This is a genomic window from Microbulbifer maximicatervae (SeqCode) (assembly GCF_052467065.1).
Window position 1 is genome coordinate 1247111 of the sequence record NZ_CP174299.1, and the last position, 19755, is coordinate 1266865.

At 44.0% G+C, this 19755-nt stretch carries 17 protein-coding genes; 8 read left to right on the forward strand and 9 right to left on the reverse strand.

Going from position 1 to position 19755, the window contains the following annotated elements:
- The first annotated feature begins 95 nt into the window (after positions 1 to 95).
- A complete protein-coding gene (locus tag ACJJI1_RS05470; RefSeq protein WP_444958775.1) occupies positions 96 to 698 on the forward strand; it encodes a GNAT family N-acetyltransferase in 603 nt (200 codons plus the stop codon).
- Between the two features lie 591 nt (positions 699 to 1289).
- Here ACJJI1_RS05470 and ACJJI1_RS05475 read toward each other — a convergent pair.
- Positions 1290 to 2342, reverse strand: coding sequence for a hypothetical protein (locus ACJJI1_RS05475; protein ID WP_444958776.1), 1053 nt, complete (start codon positions 2340 to 2342; stop codon positions 1290 to 1292).
- A 319-nt stretch (positions 2343 to 2661) separates the two neighbouring features.
- Here ACJJI1_RS05475 and ACJJI1_RS05480 point away from each other — a divergent pair, with 319 nt between their 5' ends.
- Positions 2662 to 4173, forward strand: a complete 1512-nt coding sequence (locus ACJJI1_RS05480; RefSeq protein ID WP_444958777.1) for a CoA-acylating methylmalonate-semialdehyde dehydrogenase — start codon at positions 2662 to 2664, stop codon at positions 4171 to 4173.
- An 18-nt stretch (positions 4174 to 4191) separates the two neighbouring features.
- Entirely contained in the window at positions 4192 to 5085 is an 894-nt protein-coding gene (gene mmsB, locus ACJJI1_RS05485; RefSeq protein WP_444958778.1) for a 3-hydroxyisobutyrate dehydrogenase, read from the forward strand.
- A 67-nt stretch (positions 5086 to 5152) separates the two neighbouring features.
- Here the strand turns inward: mmsB and ACJJI1_RS05490 are convergent, their stop codons facing one another.
- Positions 5153 to 5683: a hypothetical protein gene (locus ACJJI1_RS05490; protein ID WP_444958779.1), complete on the reverse strand. Its 531-nt coding sequence runs from the start codon at positions 5681 to 5683 to the stop codon at positions 5153 to 5155.
- 131 nt (positions 5684 to 5814) lie between these two features.
- Complete coding sequence (locus tag ACJJI1_RS05495; RefSeq protein ID WP_444958780.1) at positions 5815 to 6537, reverse strand: SDR family oxidoreductase; 723 nt, start codon at positions 6535 to 6537, stop codon at positions 5815 to 5817.
- A 117-nt stretch (positions 6538 to 6654) separates the two neighbouring features.
- Here ACJJI1_RS05495 and ACJJI1_RS05500 point away from each other — a divergent pair, with 117 nt between their 5' ends.
- A complete protein-coding gene (locus ACJJI1_RS05500) occupies positions 6655 to 7569 on the forward strand; it encodes a LysR family transcriptional regulator (protein WP_444958781.1) in 915 nt (304 codons plus the stop codon).
- Positions 7570 to 7626: 57 nt separating this feature from the next.
- Here ACJJI1_RS05500 and ACJJI1_RS05505 read toward each other — a convergent pair whose 3' ends face one another.
- The gene (locus ACJJI1_RS05505; protein WP_444958782.1) at positions 7627 to 8022 is read right to left on the reverse strand and encodes an FAD-binding oxidoreductase; all 396 of its coding nucleotides are present in this window, start codon (positions 8020 to 8022) and stop codon (positions 7627 to 7629) included.
- Positions 8023 to 8215: 193 nt separating this feature from the next.
- Here ACJJI1_RS05505 and ACJJI1_RS05510 point away from each other — a divergent pair, with 193 nt between their 5' ends.
- The 3 genes from ACJJI1_RS05510 to ACJJI1_RS05520 all read left to right on the forward strand — a co-directional run bounded on the left by ACJJI1_RS05510 (position 8216) and on the right by ACJJI1_RS05520 (position 11770).
- On the forward strand, positions 8216 to 9274 hold the full coding sequence (locus tag ACJJI1_RS05510) for a bifunctional nicotinamide-nucleotide adenylyltransferase/Nudix hydroxylase (RefSeq protein ID WP_444958783.1): 1059 nt from the start codon (positions 8216 to 8218) through the stop codon (positions 9272 to 9274).
- Positions 9275 to 9480: 206 nt separating this feature from the next.
- Entirely contained in the window at positions 9481 to 10896 is a 1416-nt protein-coding gene (locus ACJJI1_RS05515; protein ID WP_444958784.1) for a nicotinate phosphoribosyltransferase, read from the forward strand.
- A 34-nt stretch (positions 10897 to 10930) separates the two neighbouring features.
- Entirely contained in the window at positions 10931 to 11770 is an 840-nt protein-coding gene (locus tag ACJJI1_RS05520; protein WP_444958785.1) for an ADP-ribosylglycohydrolase family protein, read from the forward strand.
- A gap of 20 nt (positions 11771 to 11790) precedes the next feature.
- On the opposite strand, the gene ACJJI1_RS05525 is transcribed toward ACJJI1_RS05520, so the two are convergent.
- On the reverse strand, positions 11791 to 12504 hold the full coding sequence (locus ACJJI1_RS05525; RefSeq protein WP_444958786.1) for an NUDIX hydrolase: 714 nt from the start codon (positions 12502 to 12504) through the stop codon (positions 11791 to 11793).
- 60 nt (positions 12505 to 12564) lie between these two features.
- Positions 12565 to 12921, reverse strand: coding sequence for a winged helix-turn-helix transcriptional regulator (locus ACJJI1_RS05530; protein ID WP_444907094.1), 357 nt, complete (start codon positions 12919 to 12921; stop codon positions 12565 to 12567).
- A gap of 111 nt (positions 12922 to 13032) precedes the next feature.
- Between ACJJI1_RS05530 and ACJJI1_RS05535 the strand changes: the two genes are divergently transcribed.
- The gene (locus tag ACJJI1_RS05535) at positions 13033 to 13824 is read left to right on the forward strand and encodes an SDR family NAD(P)-dependent oxidoreductase (RefSeq protein ID WP_444958787.1); all 792 of its coding nucleotides are present in this window, start codon (positions 13033 to 13035) and stop codon (positions 13822 to 13824) included.
- Positions 13825 to 13962: 138 nt separating this feature from the next.
- Here the strand turns inward: ACJJI1_RS05535 and ACJJI1_RS05540 are convergent, their stop codons facing one another.
- The 3 genes from ACJJI1_RS05540 to ACJJI1_RS05550 form a co-directional block, all read right to left on the reverse strand.
- A complete protein-coding gene (locus tag ACJJI1_RS05540; protein ID WP_444958788.1) occupies positions 13963 to 15342 on the reverse strand; it encodes an asparagine synthetase B family protein in 1380 nt (459 codons plus the stop codon).
- A 98-nt stretch (positions 15343 to 15440) separates the two neighbouring features.
- Positions 15441 to 15896, reverse strand: a complete 456-nt coding sequence (locus ACJJI1_RS05545; RefSeq protein ID WP_444958789.1) for an asparagine synthetase B family protein — start codon at positions 15894 to 15896, stop codon at positions 15441 to 15443.
- A gap of 870 nt (positions 15897 to 16766) precedes the next feature.
- Positions 16767 to 18422, reverse strand: a complete 1656-nt coding sequence (locus ACJJI1_RS05550) for a histidine kinase (RefSeq protein WP_444958790.1) — start codon at positions 18420 to 18422, stop codon at positions 16767 to 16769.
- Positions 18423 to 19755: the final 1333 nt, after the last annotated feature.

Below are 19755 nucleotides of genomic sequence, written 5' to 3' on the forward strand. Positions count from 1 at the left end.
CACGTTCGCAGCGCGAGCGTCTATCTTTGAGGTACCCCATCCCGTTGCGAACTTGTAAAACAAAGCTGCTCAAAGCAGCCAGGATAGGAACCGTTATGTCACCCAACAACAGTGTGAATACTGAACACCAAGTTGAGCTGATCACCCTCGGCAATGGACGCAAAGTCTCAATACGCCCCATTTGTCGCAGTGATGGCCAGCTTGAGAAAGAACTAATTGAACAGTTGTCTCCAGAAACTCGCCGCGATCGCTTTATTGGCGGAAGCTGTAAAGCCAGCCAAAAGCTATTGGAGTTACTCACAGATAACGACCACCATGTACATGAAGCTTTTATTGCACTCTGCAGTAGTGACAGAGCACAAAGAGCTGTTGCTATAGCACACTACGCACTTGACGTTGACGGACGCGCTTGTGAGTGTGCCGTTGTGGTGAGCGATGACTGGCAGGGGTTAGGTTTGGGACGCTTAATGTTAAAGCGACTCATCAACTGCGCTCAGGATCAGGGGCTTGAACGAATCTATTCGATTGAGTCAGCACAAAATAGACGAGTGGACAGTTTCGCAAAATCCATGGGCTTTACCTGTAAAGCCGATGCCAAAGACTATACCCTGCTCACCTATACATTAGAATTGAAATCTAATATTGAGACTAATGGCTTTAGTCACAAAGAGGAAGTTTCCCGAATAAATTTGGAGTAAGTGAGTAATTTAAGAACTTCAGTCCATATTTATATTTATTTATCTATATGAAGCAGGTGCCCTTGGTACTTGCTTCATCTATTTTCTACTTAACTGTACATCGTTTTCCTAATGCAGCCTTGGCGACCTCAAAATTTCTTACAGTTATTGGTCTTTTATAAAACGACCTCAAGAGAAGTTGGATCACCACCGCCCGCCAAATTTTATATACTTATTTTGTATTTATACGCTCCACAGCAGGGTACCGCTCACTTGCCCAATGCTAGGCAGATATCTGCCTAGCATTGGGCTAAATCTTTCTCACTAATTTCCGAAGGTATTGATATCCCGGCACTGCGACGCTTACCTTCATTGCTCTGTTAGAATGTGGCCCAGCTATTCGACTGCCTTTCGATCAAGACTTCCCTACCAAAAACATTGAATTTAAGCTTTTTCATAAAGAACTATGTACAACTAAAATGCCTCAAGGCTTTGCAATTGCTCACACAAATTTCACAAACCTATTTTCTTTGCATGGATACAATAAAGTATTTGCAGGAGTTAATTTAACTCCTGCAAACCCAATAATTTCTTCTTTTATACCACTCTTCTTTAGTCAAAAAAATCATCACACGCCAATGGCCCACTAAATTCGAGCAAGGCCTGAGGCATTTGAATTTGCTCCTTCAACTGTCCAAATTGATACAGATAGAAGTTGACATCTGCCTGCATGGATTTCATATAACTCTGCTCACCACCAAAAATAATTACAGAGGGAAACTCCAGTGGATAAAAGCTGGCAATGTCTGCTTTTGATTCGACAACTAACTTGTATGAAATTTTGTTAAGTTCAACTTGTAGATAACCTGAACAGGCATCTGCTTCCCGCTTAACAGAGAAACCATTAAAAGCCGGTAAAAAAATCAGATCATACTCTTCAGAAACATATCGCCCCGCCCACATTTCAATCTCTGAGTCACCCAGTTTAGCTCCGGTAATCATATAGTAGAGGTCATCTGTTAGCCCCATTGAATAGATCATACCGGCACTGGATTCTTTGTCATACCAGCCCTTATCCAATTGCGCATAGCCAGCACCGGCTAGAGACATAGAACCATCAAAATAACTGTAATTGACTGGGGTACCGACCGTATATAGGAACCACTTTCCTCCTACCCCAGGTATCTCAGGAATAAATCCAAAAGGGGTTTGACCGGGATTTAACCCATGCCAGTAATGGTGGTGTTCACCAGCCCACTCCATATTAAACAAGAAATCTGGATGTAAGACCTGTACACCCTGCTCATCGGCCACAACTACTCCCGGGACTTCATAGTAGAACGCATCAATGCCTTCGGGGTGCTTCAAGATCACTTCATCATAAAAGAGATCATACTTCGTGGTAGCTCCGGTCTCTGAAGAAAAAGCTAAATGGATATAGGCTTTAGGCTTGGCAACTGCAAAGTCAGGTGCAATATAGGTTTGTAAACTAACTTTGAAATATCCCACATCGGGAATTGCAATGTTATAGAACCATTGCTCGGCCCAGGTTTCGTCAGAGCTAGGCTCATGTGCACTTAAGTCACTTAGAGTGGTAGCACCAACAAATATGGGAGATATCATTAATCCGATTACAATCAGTATTCTTTTTATCATAAAATACATTGAATAATCCTCTTTTACTCTTCACTAGTTACATTACGACAACAACGTTTAAACTGGGCATTAATCCAAAGCCGAATTGCCAGCCACAAGATACTAGCCGTACAGTGCAAGATTATTTTTTTCATTTCTTATGGGCTTTAATTATTTGCGATCTATTCTACAAAGATAATCAAATACATTTATTTTAATTTTTTGACCAATCAATCCTCTACTAAATTAAAAGTGGATCGCTATAAAAGCAGCGTGATATTCCTCTTTAATCGCGAATAAACACCTAAACTGTTGGATAAAATCCCCTCCTCTCGGCGCTTTAATTAACATGAATAAGAATATTCCTTCCAAGTTACCAATATTGATTGATGGTGAGTGGATTCAGTCCAAAAGTACTGAGTGGCTGGATGTAACCAACCCCGCTACCGGCGATGTTCTTACACAGGCGCCATTGTCTACCCCGACTGAACTGGAGAATGCAGTAATTTCCGCCAAAGAAACATTTGACCAATGGCGAAAGACCCCGGTTACCGCACGGGCACGGATTATGTTGAGGTACCAGGCACTTCTGAAAGAAAATCAGGAACTGCTGGCTGAAATCCTCAGCGAGGAGACAGGTAAAACTTTTGAGGATGCCAAAGGGGACGTCTGGCGCGGCATTGAGGTTGTTGAACATGCAGCCAATATCGCTTCACTAATGATGGGTGAAACCGTAGAGAATGTTGCCAACACCATCGACTGTTACTCCTATCTACAACCTATTGGAGTTTGTGCGGGCATCACACCATTTAATTTCCCCGCAATGATTCCACTGTGGATGTTTCCAATGGCGATTGCCTGTGGGAATACTTTTATTCTGAAACCCTCTGAACAGGACCCTGTCACGCCTTGCAAACTGGCCGAATTATTTGCTGAAGCGGGGGCTCCAGCAGGTGTTTTACAGGTAGTACATGGCGGTAGGGAACAGGTGGATTTTCTTCTAACACATCCCGGTATTCAGGCCATTTCATTCGTTGGTTCAGTCCCCGTGGGGCGGCATATTTACCAGACGGGTACCCAGCATCTAAAACGAGTTCAAGCTTTTGCCGGTGCCAAAAACCATATGGTCGTGATGCCCGATGCCAATAAGGCTGCAGCTATTAATAATATTGTTGGATCATCCATCGGAGCTGCCGGGCAACGCTGTATGGCGATTTCCGTCGCTGTGCTTGTTGGGGAGACACAACAGTGGGTAGACGACATTAAAGACGCTATGTCAGCTATCAAGCCCGGTCATTGGAAGGATACACAAGCGGGCTTCGGTCCACTAATATCACCCGCTGCTCGTGAGAGGGTGCTTGGGTATATCGCCCAGGGCAAAAAGGAAGGCGCACACTGTGTGTTAGATGGCTCTGAAATTACTGTCGAAGGGTTTCCCAGTGGGAACTGGGTTGGTCCCACCCTATTTGCCGATGTTACCTCGGACATGTCGATCTATACCGACGAGATTTTTGGTCCCGTACTTTGCCTGGTAAATGCCGACTCCCTGGAAGAAGCAATCCAATTAATCAATAACTGCCCCTATGGCAATGGCACCTCAATATTTACGGCTAGTGGCGCTGCCGCACGTAAGTTCCAACACGAAATATTAGTAGGGCAAGTCGGTATTAACGTGCCTATTCCAGTGCCGTTACCTTTCTTTAGCTTTACCGGCTGGCGAGCGTCTTTTTATGGTGATCAACACGCTTATGGAAAACAAGCTGTACGGTTTTATACCGAAACCAAAACTGTTACGGCACGCTGGTTTGACAGTGATATAGAGCATGCAGAGCACACCAACTTAACCATACAGCTCAAATAATGTTAACCGGAGAGCAGCATGACTAAAACAGTCGCATTTTTAGGATTGGGCCATATGGGACTGCCTATGGCCACCAACCTGGTCAAGGCGGGCTTTGAAGTTAAAGGGTTTGACCCGGTCACTGAAATACTGGATACCGCTGTAGAAAGCGGTATCAAAAAGTGTTCCTCTCCCCAAGAGTCCGTCGAGGAAGCAGATTTTGTGGTAAGCATGCTGCCTAATAGCGCGGCGGTTGAGTGCTTGTATATTGATACCGACAAACTACTCGACAGTATTTCTCGCGACTGTTTGATTATCGACTGCTCCACTATTTCTTCCAACAGTTCTAAGCGCCTTATTCGTGAAGCCAGAATCAAAGGCCTGCAAGCCATTGAAGCCCCGGTATCCGGGGGAGTGGCAGGTGCTACCAAAGGAACTCTGAGTTTTATGTGTGGGGGAGAGGCCGGTGATGTCGACAGGGCCAGGGAAGTTCTAGAGCCAATGGGTAGCAATATTTTCTATGCCGGAGCAGCGGGATCTGGCCAAACAGCAAAGATTTGTAACAATATGCTGCTGGCTATTCATATGATTGGTACCGCTGAAGCCCTACAAATGGGGGTAGATAATGGACTCGACCCCAATGTGCTCTCCGACATTATGTTAAAGAGTTCAGGAGCCAACTGGTCCCTACAAAATTACAACCCCTATCCCGGAGTAATGCCCGAAGTTCCAGCGAGTAAAAACTATAGCGGTGGTTTTATGGTAAGACTTATGTGTAAGGACCTGGGATTGGCCCAGGAAGCCGCCACTCAAAGTAAAAGCTATACGCCTCTCGGCTCAATGGCGCGCAATCTCTATGGAATTCTCAATTTGCGCGGAGGTAGTGATTTGGACTTCTCATCTATTCAAAAGCTATTTCAAGAAGTCGATTAGCCGCGTAGCAGGCTGGGTATCCCCAACCCCAGCCACAGCTCCACTTCTCTCCAGCGCCAGTTACTGGCTATGGTTGCATGACTTTACCGAGAATTCGGATTTCACGCACTTGATCCCACTCTATAGCAAAGTAGAACTTTTGTTTGCGTCCAGCATTACTGGGAATCGTGAGTTCTTCAGGGTTTCCTTTGCCCCTAAACAAGTTGGTTGCATAGCCATCCTGGTCAATGAGGATCACTGCCTCGGAGCTATCTAGGTCGATTAACCTCACGGGGAAGTCATTTTGATTTTTAAAACCAACTTCAACATAGCAACCACTCTCTGCATGGCCGGTCACGGCGATAACATCGGTTTCCAGATACTTATTGAGATCTTCCAGCGTATTGATAAGTACAGCACCATCAGTACTCTGCCCTGTTTTACGTCCATCAACCACACCTTCACTGGCACCATCCATCAGGTTTTTACCAAAGCTGACGATATTAGACATCACTGATTTTGCCGTTTCCGCTACGCCACTCTCTTGTTCATCTGTATTTTGCTGTGCAAACGCAGAGGAACATAAAATCAGGCCGGCAATTAAAATTGTTCTTCGCACTGATATCTCCATATCCTTTACTATCCATTCCAGCCTAAGCCAGCTCCGGTTAGCTGGCTTAAGTAGGGAATATTAGCAAAAGAAATATTGCTTGGAAAAACGATTAGTGTTTGCGCGGTACAAAATCAGGATTACTGTCCCTGCCCTGTTGCTGCAATTTGAACCTCTCGAATATTCACATGCTGGGGCTGGGAGTACATGAACAGTGCTGTGCGAGCAATATCCTCTGCATTAATTGCGCCACCAATGGATTCTTTCCATTGTTGATAGGCCTCAATAATTTCTGCTGAGGTAGTGTGGCTTAGCAGCTCTGTTTCCACCGCGCCGGGGCATATAGTCATGACACGTACTCCGCTAGGCGCCACTTCCTCACGCACGGTTTCACCAATAGCAGAGACAGCATATTTGGTACCGCAGTACGCGGCATGATTGATAAATGTTTTTACACCGGCAATAGAACTGACATTGATAATAGTCCCAGAGTGGCGAGCTTTCATATCTTCCAAAACCGCCTGTATACCGTTAAGTAAGGCCAATACATTCACATCAAACATTTGCCGCCACTCATCGGGGTTCTGGGTTTCAATATTGCCCAATAACATTTTGCCGGCATTGTTAATCAGGCAATCAACCGGACCAAACTGAGTCTCAGCCTCACGAATTGCCTCGCGCAAGGCTGCCATATCAGTCACATCCACTTTCCTGCAAAGAGTATTTGGCAGATTTAAAGCTTCCAGTTTGTCCACACGTCTTGCCAACAATAATAGAGGGTGCCCGGCAGCAGACATATGTTGGGCAATGGCAGCACCAATACCTGAACTGGCTCCAGTAATAACAACGAGTGGTTTGGACATGGGCTCTCTCTCCTTCAATGAGTTATCCCGACGGATAGTTTTGTTTAAGTAGACCCAGTATAGGAATTCCGACTAATATGATTAGCCCAACCAATCGGAAAACATTGTTTGGTTTTTATGAACAATATCTCATGGCGCGCTATTCGTGCATTTATTCAGGTCGCCGATGCCGGAAGCTTCACCGCTGCAGCGCGGGACAGCGGCTTTTCCAAGGCCAATTTGAGCCAACTGGTCACAGAGCTGGAAACAACCCTGGATATACAGCTTCTCTACCGCACGACAAGACAACTGCGTCTTACCGAGATTGGTGAGGGTTACTATTTGCGTTGCAAGCAAGCGATGCAGCAGTTGGATTCAGCCGCCGAGTGGGCCAGTGAATCAAAGGGAGGACTGGAGGGAAACATCCGCATCAACGCTGTTGGTGGCGTTATCGGGGAGAGCTTGATTGCTCCGCTGGTGATCAAGTTTCAGCAGGCCAATCCAGCAGTTAAAGTTCATCTGGACTTTTCCAGCACCCGAGTAGATTTGATTCAAGACCAGTACGATTTGGTTATTCGTATGGGCAGTTTGCCGGACTCCTCGCTGATCGTGCGTAAACTTCACACTATCAAAACCCGATACGTAGCCAGCCCACAGTTCCTTCAAGAATATGGACCTATAGAAAAACCTGCTGACTTAGCATCTGTACCGCTAATTTCCGGCAGTGTGGATCAATGGCTGCTAACACGAGGTAAGAATCAACAGGTTGTGCAAGTTGAAAACAGCACTAAATTGATTAGCGGAAGGGTAATGCATCGCGCTGCAATTGAGGGACTTGGAATTACCCGACTGGCAGATATCTATGTCCAGGCAGATATTGCCAGTGGACGCCTGGTTGAAATTCTGCCCGGCTGGTCTCAATCTACCGAGCTCTCCATGGTATGCCCGCCCCTACGCCACCAATTATTACGGGTGCGCAATTTGATGCAGTGGCTCAAGGAGGGTTTTGCAGATATTTATTTACAGGCTTTAGCTGTTAGTCCTATTGAATAAAGTACCTCAAATAAACGCGAACAATTTGTCTCTGTGACTAGCTTTTCCTAATTACCGTCAAAGTTCACCTTCTGATTTTTTTATTGCCTGTAATTCCACCGGTGACAAAGCCTTATAGCCACGCAAATAGGGCCAGCCATACCCCCAGCGAAATGGGGTGGGTAAAAAAGGCGTACCGCCAACCCGAACGCCAAGTAACATCATTAGTGCAACTTCTTCTTCCCCGGTTCCAGCTACACAGACTTCCAGATCTTTATCCGCCTGCTCGCGTTCATCGTATGTGCCCCCTTTCCAGTAGGCATAATCATGGGCAATACAGCAGTCGAGCCACAACTCCTGTTGATCAAAAGTTCCATCGGGAAATGCGCTACAACCATCAGTGGTAAATGGCTCTATTTCCTGCGCAAAGGCTTCCAAACTCAATAAGGAAATGAACAACAACCAGCGGTACATCAGTTCTACTCATACACTCAAAAAAAGTAAATCGGCTCGGACACTGAAATATAACCCCACCTCTTCGATAAACCACTAAAAATTGAATTTAAGCCCACTTGCCATTAGTGTCCATTAGACACATAATGTTTCAAGACCCATTATTCAAGCCCTGGAGAGACCGGGGTTTATTCACAGCAAGGAGCTTGCTGCTATGGCCCAGCACTACGATTTTGCCGTTTTTATCGGTCGATTCCAGCCATTCCATTCCGGACATCTAAAAGTAGTCCAGTGCGGATTAGCTCAGGCCCAGCACCTGATTATCCTGATTGGCTCCGCCAACCAGCCCCGCAATCCTCGCAACCCCTGGACTCATCGCGAGCGGGAACAATTTATCAGGAAAAGCTTAAGCGAGAGTGACAACAAGCGCCTGACCTGCCTACCTTTAATGGATGTGCCGTACAATGATGAACTGTGGGTACGCAATGTACAAAACTCAGTTAACGGCATAGTGACTGCTCATCACAGCATTCCCCACAAGCCACCCCAAATTGCATTAATCGGGCACCAGAAAGACCAGAGCGGTTTTTACCTCAACCTCTTCCCCCAGTGGGAATCCCTTGGGGTGGAGAATCACAACGAAATCAGTGCAACCCCCTTTAGGGAGACACTATTTACCGACAGCGCCGATAGCTTGTTGAATTCACTCAGCCAGGAAAAGCAATTGCCAGAGGGCACTGTTGGCGCTTTAAGAGAGTTTGTGGAGACCAATCCAGCCTACGGCGAGATGCGCGAAGAAATGGCATTTATCCAGCGCTACAGATCCTCCTGGGCCACCGCTCCCTATCCGCCAACTCACGTTACTGTCGATGCTGTAGTGGTCCAATCTGGCCATATCCTGCTGATAGAGCGACGAGCTTTTCCCGGGCGGGGTTTATGGGCGCTGCCCGGTGGTTTTGTCGACCCCGGTGAGCGACTGATCGATGCTTGCCTGCGAGAATTGAGAGAGGAAACACGCCTTAAAGTCCCGACACCAGTGTTGAAAGGATCTATACGCCGGCAGGATGTATTCGATGAACCCTATCGCTCGGCCCGTGGAAGGACTATCACACACGCCTACTACATAGAACTGGCTCCCAGCCAACAGCTACCCAAGGTAAAGGGCGGTGACGACGCTCGCCATGCCCGCTGGGTGCCCCTCGCTGATCTGGACCCTCAGCAGCTATTTGAAGACCACTATTACATCATTCAATCCCTGATTGGCGGTGCCTAAAGCTGGTAGGAGGTGGCCAATTGCCACCTCTTACACATTCAACAGCCCACATTACCTCCACCAATACCCCAAAAAAACACGCCGACACTTGACAGCTTAGTATCCAAAAGACACTATTAGCCCTGTTAGTGTCCTTTGGACAATAACAGGGCTAAACCCGCACTGGAGAGACCGGTGCTAACAACTACTCACGGAGGATTTCCGCGATGAACCAGTACAACCCAATCCTGAATGTCGACAGCTATAAAACCAGCCACTACCTTCAGTACCCAGAGGGAACCCAGTATGTCAGCAGCTACATCGAGAGCCGGGGTGGCCAGTTCAAAGAGGCTGTTTTCTTTGGCCTACAGGCATTTATCAAGCAGTACCTGACTACGCCGATCAACGCAGAGCACATCGAAGAGGCAGAGGAGCTCTGTCTGGCCCATGGCCTGCCATTTAATCGCGAGGGATGGGAATACATTCTCCAGGAGCATCAGGGTTACCTGCCCATTGAGATTCAAGCAGTCCCCGAGGGCAGCGTTATCCCGACTAGGAATGTCTTAGCCCAAGTAGTCAATACAGACCCTCAGTGCTTCTGGCTAACCAGCTATATCGAAACCGCCCTGCTGCGCGCAATTTGGTACCCCACCACAGTTGCCACCCAAAGCCGGGAAGCCAAAAAGGTCATTCAACGATATTTACTGGAAACTGCTGAGGGCCTCGACTCACTGCCCTTCAAGCTACATGACTTTGGCGCACGCGGTGCTAGCAGCGAAGAGACAGCTGCGATTGGAGGCTTGGCTCACCTGGTAAATTTCCAAGGCACAGACACCATTGCCGCCGTACTCGCCGGCCGCCGCTACTACGCAGCCCCAATGGCCGGATTTTCAATACCCGCTGCAGAGCACAGCACCATGACCAGTTGGGGACGCGAGCAGGAAGCCAAAGCCTATGAAAATATGCTGACGCAATTCAGCGGTGACAATCGTCTGGTCGCCGTAGTGAGTGACAGCTACGATCTTTGGAGTGCTATCGAGAATATTTGGGGCGGTGAATTAAAAGAGAGGGTAGAAAATAATGGCGGCACCCTGGTAATTCGCCCGGATAGCGGCGATCCCGTTGATATAGTCACTCAGACTATTGAGCGCTTGATGAGAATATTCGGAGCGACCATTAATAGTAAAGGTTTCCGAGTACTTCCTGACTTTATTCGGGTGATCCAGGGTGACGGGATTTCTCTACACACCATTGAGGGCATCCTCAGCGCAATGAAGGCCAGAAAACAGAGCGCTGAAAATATTAGCTTCGGTATGGGAGGTGAGCTTTTACAAAAAGTTAACCGGGATACCATGAGGTTCGCCATGAAAGCCAGTGCGGTTCGAGTCGATGGCCTATGGCGGGATGTTTACAAAGACCCCGCCACCGATAGCGGCAAGCGCTCCAAGAGAGGGCGCTTGGCATTAATAAATCGTACCGACGGAACGCCCTACACTATTCGTGAGCAAGATATTGGTAGCCGTAATAATCTGCTGGAAACCGTCTACCGCAACGGAAAGTTACTTATAGAACAAGACTTGGAAACTATTCGAGAACGGGCTGTTATTGTTGAAGGTAGAGATGTATTGGCTGTTGCCAGTTAATATTAACTAATCGGTAATCTTTTAGGGGGCTTTGATGTTATTGGAAATTGCAGTTGGAGATGCCTACGGAGCCGGACTTGAGTTTTGTAGCCGTGAGATTATTAACAATAACAATCATGCTAATGGGTATATCTCTCATCCCCTTGGCATCAAACCCGGTTATTATACCGACGATACTCAGATGAGCTTGGCTATTGCTGAGCTCCGTCTTGAGAATTCGAATCCCCAAGAGTCGGACTTTGCACAAGCTTTTATCCACACTTATAAGCGTGATCCTCGCCTTGGATATGCATCAGGCTTTCAAGGCCTTCTCGATAGCTGTGAAACTGGAAAGGATTTAACTCGCAAGATAAGGCCTCACAGCAAACGTAACGGAGCTGCAATGCGCTCAGTACCCCTTGGGCTCATTCCCGATATTGATCAACTACTAACAGTGGCTAAATGCCAAGCTAGCGTTACGCACAATACCGAAGAGGGGATCTTATCTGCTCAAGCAGTTGCCCTAATGGCACATCTATTAATCTACCAAAAATCAGCTCTAATTGAGTTGCCCAAGCTTATTGAGAAAAAGCTCAACCTAAAATTAATAGGAAGCTGGTCTGGCAAGGTCAACTGTGATGCCTTAGAAACCTTGGCTGCGGTAAATACAGCACTACAAAGTAATCGAGACTTCCTTGGACTATTGAAGACCTGTATAGATTTTGGTGGTGATACTGATAGTGTCGCCGCAATTGCCTGCGGGCTTGCAGCACTTACCAGAGAGTACGATTCGGAACTTCCTTTCAGTTTACTCTCTGGCCTGGAAAATAGTACTTATGGATACCAATACTTGATTGAGCTAGATAAAAAATTAGTTAATAATTTTTTATCTTAAGAATCTAAACTATTTTTCAGTTAAAGCTCTAAATTTCTTATAAATTTATGATCAGCGGAGCTTTCACTCAAACGATAGAGCGCTGCAGGCCGGCCTTTTTCAGAACGTTTTTCACCAGTATCTACTAACAAATTTGCCTGCTCAATTCGCCTGCGAAATGATTTTTTCTGTATTGGTTTCCCAATTATTGCCTCATGTACTTGCTGCAACTCTGGCAAGGTAAAAGTTTCCGGTAATGCAAATGCAGGCACAATAGTATAGAGCGCTTTTTGAACCAAACGCTCATGGGCACGACTAATAATTTCCTGATGATCAAAAGCCAGAGATAATTGAGATATCTGAGAGTAAGGCAACCAGTCCACACTCGACACAGTATTGATTGCACTTGCACAGCATTGGTGGGCAATCAAGGCAGTATAGGCAACCGTTACCGACCACCCCCGTTTATCCCTGCTGGGCCCTCCAAAACTATAAAGTTGCTCTAAATAGGGCGGTATAACTGATGTCTTTTCTTTTAGCTTTCGGTTAGCTGTCGCCTCCAGACTATTATCTTCGGTTTCAGAGACAAATCCTCCAGGCAAAGCCCACTTCCCTTTCTCTGGGTGAGCAGAGCGCTTAACCAATAACACCTTGAGAAAGCCTTCGTGATAGGTAAATAGAACTGCATCCACAGTAACTAAAGGAGCGTCAAAGTTACGCTTCTCATAACGAGCTATATAGTCTTTTTCATTCATAGCGAGAGACAAGTATCATTTAGACACTTAGTGTAACTCGAAGGTATTGGTGGGATAAAGTTATTTACTTTCAGATAAATCTGAGCCGTCAATTTCTTCTTGTAGCTTTTCCAAGTCGTCCAGAATTCTCAGGAATTTCTGTCCAAATTCTGTAACGTTATATTCCACACGGGGAGGAATCTCTGCATAGCTGATCCGCTCCAGTATCCCGAACTCCATATTTCTACGTAAACATTCATTCAGGACTTTGGTAGTCAAACCCTCAACGCTGCGAACCATTTCCCCCGGTCGATTTACCCCTCTAGCCAGAAGCTGATAGACAGTAAGGGACCATTTACAGCCATAGATAGTCTCAACCATTCTTGCACTTCTCTTGGGCGGGCGCTTTCGCGTGAGCATATTTTTCTCTGATTTCATCAATACTTACCAAAAAGTAACTAGTGCACCATTTTGTGCTTACTTTTCAACCTATCCGGTTCTTTTCTAAACTCCACTCACGTAATGAGCATATCTCAGTGAGGAAATAATATGAGTGACTCCACTAAAAGACCAGATTCTACTGAACAAAAAGAAGTTGCCTTAATCGTTGGTGGTTCCAGTGGTATGGGACTCGCCATTGCAAACCTGCTGGTGAAACAGGGAATTCACACAGTTATTATTGGCAATAATCTCAACAAACTTGAAAGAGCCCACAACGAATTAACTCAGATGGGCTCTGCAGAAGCACTTCAGGCAGACCTCTATCAACAGGCTGATATCAGCAATATTATCGAATATATAAAATCCAGCAATCATCATTTTAAATACCTGGTAAACGCCGCTGGATATTTTAATCCTACTGCATTTCTTGAACATACCCGGGAAGACTACGACACTTATCTCGACCTCAACCGTGCCACCTTCTTTATTAGTCAGGCCGTAACAAGAAACATGGTAGACAACGGCGGAGGGAGTGTAGTGAATATTGGCTCCATGTGGGCCAAGCAATCCGTAAAGGCGACACCCTCCTCTGCCTATTCTATGGCCAAAGCCGGTTTGCATTCGCTCACCCAACATATGGCAATGGAGCTGGCCGAGCATAATATTCGCGTTAATGCGGTATCCCCTGCGGTAGTTAAGACGCCTATTTATGAATCCTTTATCGATTCGGGAGAAATAGACCAAGCACTTGCTTCCTTCGATAGCTTTCACCCTATTGGCAGAATTGGTACCCCCCAGGACATCGCTAGTGTCGTAGATTTTCTTTTAAGCGACAAAGCAAGTTGGGTAACAGGAGCCATTTGGGACATTGATGGCGGGGTAATTGCTGGTAGAAACTAGAATACCAAAACGCCCGGATAGAAGTATTTTATTCGGGCTCAATTTAGAGAAATTCCTGCACTGCAACTCCTGCTAAAGAAATTTTATTTTAATATCCAGAGTAAACCATCAAAACCGCCTAGAGTAGAGAATTAACTTCTAGCACATCACCAATCGTTTATGTATTAATATACTACTAACGGTAAGAAATTTAATAGCATCAACGACATTCTGGTCTGCCTGCGAGTGCCCCTCATCTTTTTCAAAAAATCTAATGAGCTTTTTTTGATCTAGAAATGGCATATCTAGAGTCTCACGGCTATGAACAATATCCTTCATATACTCATGAAGTTTCTTGTTTTTCTTATCTATAAGAGGCGGAGTCCATAGCGGTTGTTTTTGCTTCTTGTATGCCCTGTCTGTTAACACCGACTTCATAGCCTCTCGCAATACATATTTCTCAGTTAATCCTCGAATTTTATATTTTTCTGGCAATACTGATAGATAGTCTACTAAGTGGTGGTCAAGAAATGGTTGGCGACCTTCAATCGAGTGAGCCATTTCTGTTCTATCACCCATCATTGTTAAGACAAAATGAGGAAACATAGACTTGGTAAAGGTATACAAGCTTTTAGATAAAACAGGTCTATTTTTTAATACAGACATGCCACCTAAATTTTCCATGAGAGTATCTGCAATCTGATTGTTCTTTATATAATCAGCATAATCTTTACAAAATAATGGAAATATTTTTATACGCATATCCATAAAACTCTGCATCCAATTTGGAAAGAAACCAAGGGCAGACTTCACTACCCTTGACTGATGCAGTCTCGCAGAGGACATAAAAACTCCATCAGAAACAGGGTCGCCACTCTCCAAATCTTTTAGAATCAATTCTTTTTCTTCCTGGGGAAGATCTTCTAAGTAATTCTCGATAAAGTCTTGCCTAAACCAACCGTAACCAGCAAAAACCTCATCAGCCCCATCCCCAGTTATTACGACTTTACACCCTCGATCTCGGACAGCCCGACTAAGCACATATTTAGTAATAGCGTTCCCATTGAAGAACATTTTTTCACCGATGTAGGCCGTTTCTTCAAAACAGAAAACCAATATATCGCCATTAATTTCAACTGGATGATAATTACTCCCCGCATATTCGGTCATGGACCTGGCATCGGATGATTCATCATAAGTCGGATGGTCAAAAGACAAGGTGAATGCATCTATCGGCTTGTCAAGCATACTCTGAGCAATTCCTAAAACAGAGGATGCATCTAATCCTCCACTCAAGTAGCAAGCAACTGGTACATCAGCTTTGAGTCTTAACTTAATCGCCTCAGTAAACCTTTGTCGCACTTTGCTTATAACGTCTTCTTCTCTAAACTGAGTCTTTCTTTGCTCAACAATAGTAGGGAAATAGAGATCCCAATAAAGATGGGTCGAAAATTGTAAGTCATCCAAATAGGCAATACCGTAATGACCAGGAGGCAATTCAAAAATATTACTAAATGAGCTAGAAGCAGGAGCATGCAAGAAACTAATTTCCTGCCAGTAAGTATGCGGGTTCCACTCTACCGGCAAGCCAAGGGCTTTTAAGGCCTTAACTTCTGATGAAAAACTTAAACATCCATCTACCCAGTAATAAAAAGGGGTTTTATTCCAAATCTGTCTCGAGCAGAGAATATTAGTTTCTTCCCTCTATCGTAAAGTACGAAAGAAAACTCTCCTCGAAGATAGTCCAGGCAATAAACACCATACTCTTGATATAGAGCAATTAGAATTTCACTATCCGACTGCGTGAGAAAACTATATCCTCGTCGAATAAGATCATTTTTTATTTTCACATAATCATAAAACTCACCATTAACAATACAAATTATTTCCCCGTTACTGCTCAACAGGGGCTGCTGACCGCCCTCTAGGTCAATAATGCTGAGTCTCTTATGCGCCAGCCAGGCTCGGCCATCTCCTGATGACCAGAATCCCTCACCGCCTGGCCCTCGATGGGAAAGGGTCTGTAGTGCACGAGAAACCTGTTCCCGGTTATACTTAACAACGTTAGAGAATACCCCTAGCAGCCCACACATTTGACTGCCTCCCCAGTATCGATAAAAGGACTGTCTCAGATTAGCAAAATGGAGTTTCACGCTATTCTCACGAAAAATAGGACAAATGACTCTGCATTAAGGAATTGTATTAAATAAAGATATGAGGTTGATATTCAGGGCCGAACTTACACTTCACTAGACGAGCTTGACCAGCTAAACTAACAAGTTTATTTGGATTTACATAACCATAAAACACTGGAGCCATATATTCAGATCGAAGCTCCCATACCCTTTCAAAATGAGCTGCCGATAAATATACAGTGCATTCTTGAGTTCCAGATTGTTAAATTCAGAATTTTCACTTTACATAGAAATCGGATCTTTAAACACTCTAGAAACAATATTAAACATTTTCGCGGGAGTATTCATAGAATATTCCTCACATCCGAGCTCCAACATTTAGCTTAAAGTACCCCATCAAACTTATGGCATATATATTACAGCGAGAAAGTGTATTTTTACTTTCCTTGCTTTTCGGTTTATCTGGCATCAAACCAAAAATAAGCTTCTATGGAAACTTTTAAAAACTCGCAAAACTATTGAGCAGAATAGCTCTCTTGTAGATACCCTACTACCAGAACTTGATTACAAGCTCAGACTTCAAGAGAGCTATAAATTTTAAAGATAGTATTTTCTTTCACTATCCAGCTAAGCTTTAGTTAAAACTCTAGAAATATTGCTGCTCTAAGAAAATATTTTGATTTACCTGAGCAGCCTATAATCTATGCTTAGAATAAAGATCTATTAAATTTACATTGTGCGTATTCCGTTCGACCTAGATTAATGATAGCAATACCATTTAAACTCAAACAACTAACTTTATACGTAAATATAAATTATACAGCCCAATTAATAAATATAGACCGCTCCTGCATTTTCAGCTTCATTGCTCTCAGGGTTTGCGAACAAACCGCTATCCGCTCCATCTTCAGTGTTCGCCCCTACTGCTAAACTAGCTCCATCTCCACTTAGCGCAACAGAGCCACCAAAATGGTCTCTCGAGTTTGTGTTGCTCGCCTTAATATAAGCTTCACTAGACCAGTCTACGCCATTAAATATATAGGTATAAACTGCTCCTGCTCTAGTTGAAGATTCGTCTGTACTATCTCCGAACAGTCCTTGGCTATAGCTTTTCTCTCCCCATGCTCCCACGGCGATAGAACTGCCATCATCACTCAGGTTTACCGCCTCTCCAAAATAAGCCGATACATGAGGATTGGAAGCTTTCAAATTGGCAGTTTGCTCCCAAGCGTTTTCTTTTCGAGAAAAAATGTAGACAGCGCCACTGTTAGATTCACTTTGTAATGGGGCGCCAACTGCTAGAGTTTGCCCATTACCACTTAAATTGAGCGCAAGTCCAAACCAATCATCAGCGACAGGATTACTAGCCGATATCTTGCTATCTTCCACCCAAAATTCACCATCCAACTGGTATAGATAAACGGAACCTGCCCCTGCATTGTCAGCATAAGCCCCAACTGCGAATGAAGCCCCGGCATCATCAAGGCTTATCGAAGAACCAAAACCTAACCCCTCAGAACTATCAGCAGCCTTAATGTAGGCATACTGTGACCAACTTCCCTCCTCATTACGGAACACATATACCGCTCCAGAATCTTCAATAGAATCGCCATCAAGACCACCATCTTCACTGGGTGCGGTTACTGCTAAAGTAGAACCATTCCCACTAAGGCTAAGGGCATAGCCAAATAGGTCATTATTTCCTTGATTGTCTGCTTGAAGTCGGGCGCTATGGACCCAACCTTCACTACTTCGGGAAAAAATATGAACAGCGCCCGCAGAAAAATTATCATTTTCCCCGTTCTCCTTGAATGCCCCTACTGCAAGCGTATAACCATCATCGCTAAGACTCAATGCAGTTCCAAACTCTGCAGCTTCTTGAGGATCTGGAGACTTAAGATAGGCTTGCTGTGTCCATTCGCCATCTTCCCGACTAAAAATATAAACTGCACCTGAATCAGGTGTCAGGTTATCCTCTTGGTCACCACCGCTATCTTCGAGAGGGGCACCTACTGCAAGCAGGTTGCCATCATCGCTAATTGCTAGATCCCAACCAAACTGATCGTCAGCATCCGTATTACTGGGTTTAAAATAACCGATACTGCCTATCACATCCTGATCAATTGCTACTGCATCAGAGTCGATACATCTCTGATCATCGCAGGTTTGCAATAAGTATTGGGCATTAAGCTTTTTGAATAAAGGCACCACTAATTCAATGCGCTCTTCTTTTGGCGCAATGGGATTTCCAATAGCTTCAAACCCAGAGTGCCCATCAGCATTTTCAAATAACTGATAATAAGTTGCCCCAGAAACATCGCTCCAGCGAAAGGTTAGCGTTTTAGGTTTCTCATAATAGACCGCCATCGTAGCAGCTGTAAGCTCGCCACCTGTGTCTGGACCATCTCCCCCGCTCGAAGATCCATTACAACCTGAAAGATATACACTGAACATCAAGATTGCTAGGTTAATACTAAATTTCACTATATGCTTTCCTTATAGGTCATCGTATAATTTTTCACAACTCTCTTATCCTTAGCTCTTAATTAGATATAATTTTTATTGTCAACACGAAAATACAGACTATTCTCGCATCGCCTTAGCATTAAAATATCTCCAACAAGAACCACTGCGAGAAGTAAAATTAGAATAAACTTTGAATATATTCGTAAATAAACAACCCCTTTTATAGGTTAAGGTTTGATTCTCTTTTAGAGCCTCGACAGGATTAAAGGCTCAGACTGCTTTATTAATTTGCCAGTTAAGACTTAGAAATTCACTTATTGAACTCACAATAGCTAATATGAACTTTAAGGCTGAAATAACCAGCATGAAAAAAATATAAAGCAAACACTCAGGCGAGCAGACATTATTATATATATTTTATTTGTTCAGCAACCGGCAGTAATTACTACTAAACAAGGTGTAAAATTCTCATCAACGTCTATACTATTTACCTTTTATTATTGGGCTTGCGCCAATTATCCTGCACACCAAATGGAGCAACCGACCAATACAAAATCAATATCAACACCTATAAACATAACTTATTAATTTAATCTATAAACTACCACCCTTCGCATTACAGCCGAGACTTTATAAGGCACTCATAATGAAACTGCTATCTAAACATTCTGATATTTTAAGCAGCCTACAAGATTCAACTGACAGAGTGAACTTTTTTTAATGAATATATTTTTACCCTCCAAATTAGAACAATAGGTCCAACTAAAAGTCTTTAATGGCTAGACATCTGTCCGAACTTGAGGGTACGTTTTCATAAAGAAATGTGACTCAAAATTTCTTAGCAAACCAAAATACGGATAGCTTTTTAGCAATTTGAAGCCAGATATCTCACACAATTACACAAAATAAATCGATGAAGAGATGATAGATTAAAAGTTTTCGTGCATCAAAAATAAGAAATGTGGGCTTCTAGCCATTTGGATAATAGAGTATTATTTTTATCGTATTCCATACCTTTTATGCATGAAAGCAGCTTAAAAAAGTGTAGTAGTAATTTCTTGTAACAAAAACCTGTGAGTATTCCAATATTTATTTGGAGTTCAAGCTATTAGATACTCAACTACTCTTCCAGCTCGCCCTGCATGTAATTTTCGAATCCACGGCTTCATCCTGGATTTACTAGCTCCCATGACCTCACAATATTCATTCATTATATATTTTGGGTTGACTATCAGTTACACAACTTTCTATTGGCACTTAGAAAGAGAAAATACCTTTTTCACAATTGGATTATTATTGATCTTGTTAAGAGTGATGCTATCAGCAGCCAAATTTAATATGACGATTCCTT

Excerpts from the sequence above, each read along its gene's own strand:
- ACJJI1_RS05470 (WP_444958775.1), top strand. The coding sequence starts at position 96 with ATGTCACCCAACAACAGTGTGAATACTGAACACCAAGTTGAGCTGATC.
- ACJJI1_RS05475 (WP_444958776.1), bottom strand. The coding sequence starts at position 2,342 with ATGTATTTTATGATAAAAAGAATACTGATTGTAATCGGATTAATGATA.
- ACJJI1_RS05480 (WP_444958777.1), top strand. The coding sequence starts at position 2,662 with ATGAATAAGAATATTCCTTCCAAGTTACCAATATTGATTGATGGTGAG.
- mmsB (WP_444958778.1), top strand. The coding sequence starts at position 4,192 with ATGACTAAAACAGTCGCATTTTTAGGATTGGGCCATATGGGACTGCCT.
- ACJJI1_RS05495 (WP_444958780.1), bottom strand. The coding sequence starts at position 6,537 with ATGTCCAAACCACTCGTTGTTATTACTGGAGCCAGTTCAGGTATTGGT.
- ACJJI1_RS05500 (WP_444958781.1), top strand. The coding sequence starts at position 6,655 with ATGAACAATATCTCATGGCGCGCTATTCGTGCATTTATTCAGGTCGCC.
- ACJJI1_RS05505 (WP_444958782.1), bottom strand. The coding sequence starts at position 8,022 with ATGTACCGCTGGTTGTTGTTCATTTCCTTATTGAGTTTGGAAGCCTTT.
- ACJJI1_RS05510 (WP_444958783.1), top strand. The coding sequence starts at position 8,216 with ATGGCCCAGCACTACGATTTTGCCGTTTTTATCGGTCGATTCCAGCCA.
- ACJJI1_RS05515 (WP_444958784.1), top strand. The coding sequence starts at position 9,481 with ATGAACCAGTACAACCCAATCCTGAATGTCGACAGCTATAAAACCAGC.
- ACJJI1_RS05520 (WP_444958785.1), top strand. The coding sequence starts at position 10,931 with ATGTTATTGGAAATTGCAGTTGGAGATGCCTACGGAGCCGGACTTGAG.
- ACJJI1_RS05525 (WP_444958786.1), bottom strand. The coding sequence starts at position 12,504 with ATGAATGAAAAAGACTATATAGCTCGTTATGAGAAGCGTAACTTTGAC.
- ACJJI1_RS05530 (WP_444907094.1), bottom strand. The coding sequence starts at position 12,921 with ATGAAATCAGAGAAAAATATGCTCACGCGAAAGCGCCCGCCCAAGAGA.
- ACJJI1_RS05535 (WP_444958787.1), top strand. The coding sequence starts at position 13,033 with ATGAGTGACTCCACTAAAAGACCAGATTCTACTGAACAAAAAGAAGTT.
- ACJJI1_RS05545 (WP_444958789.1), bottom strand. The coding sequence starts at position 15,896 with ATGTGTGGGCTGCTAGGGGTATTCTCTAACGTTGTTAAGTATAACCGG.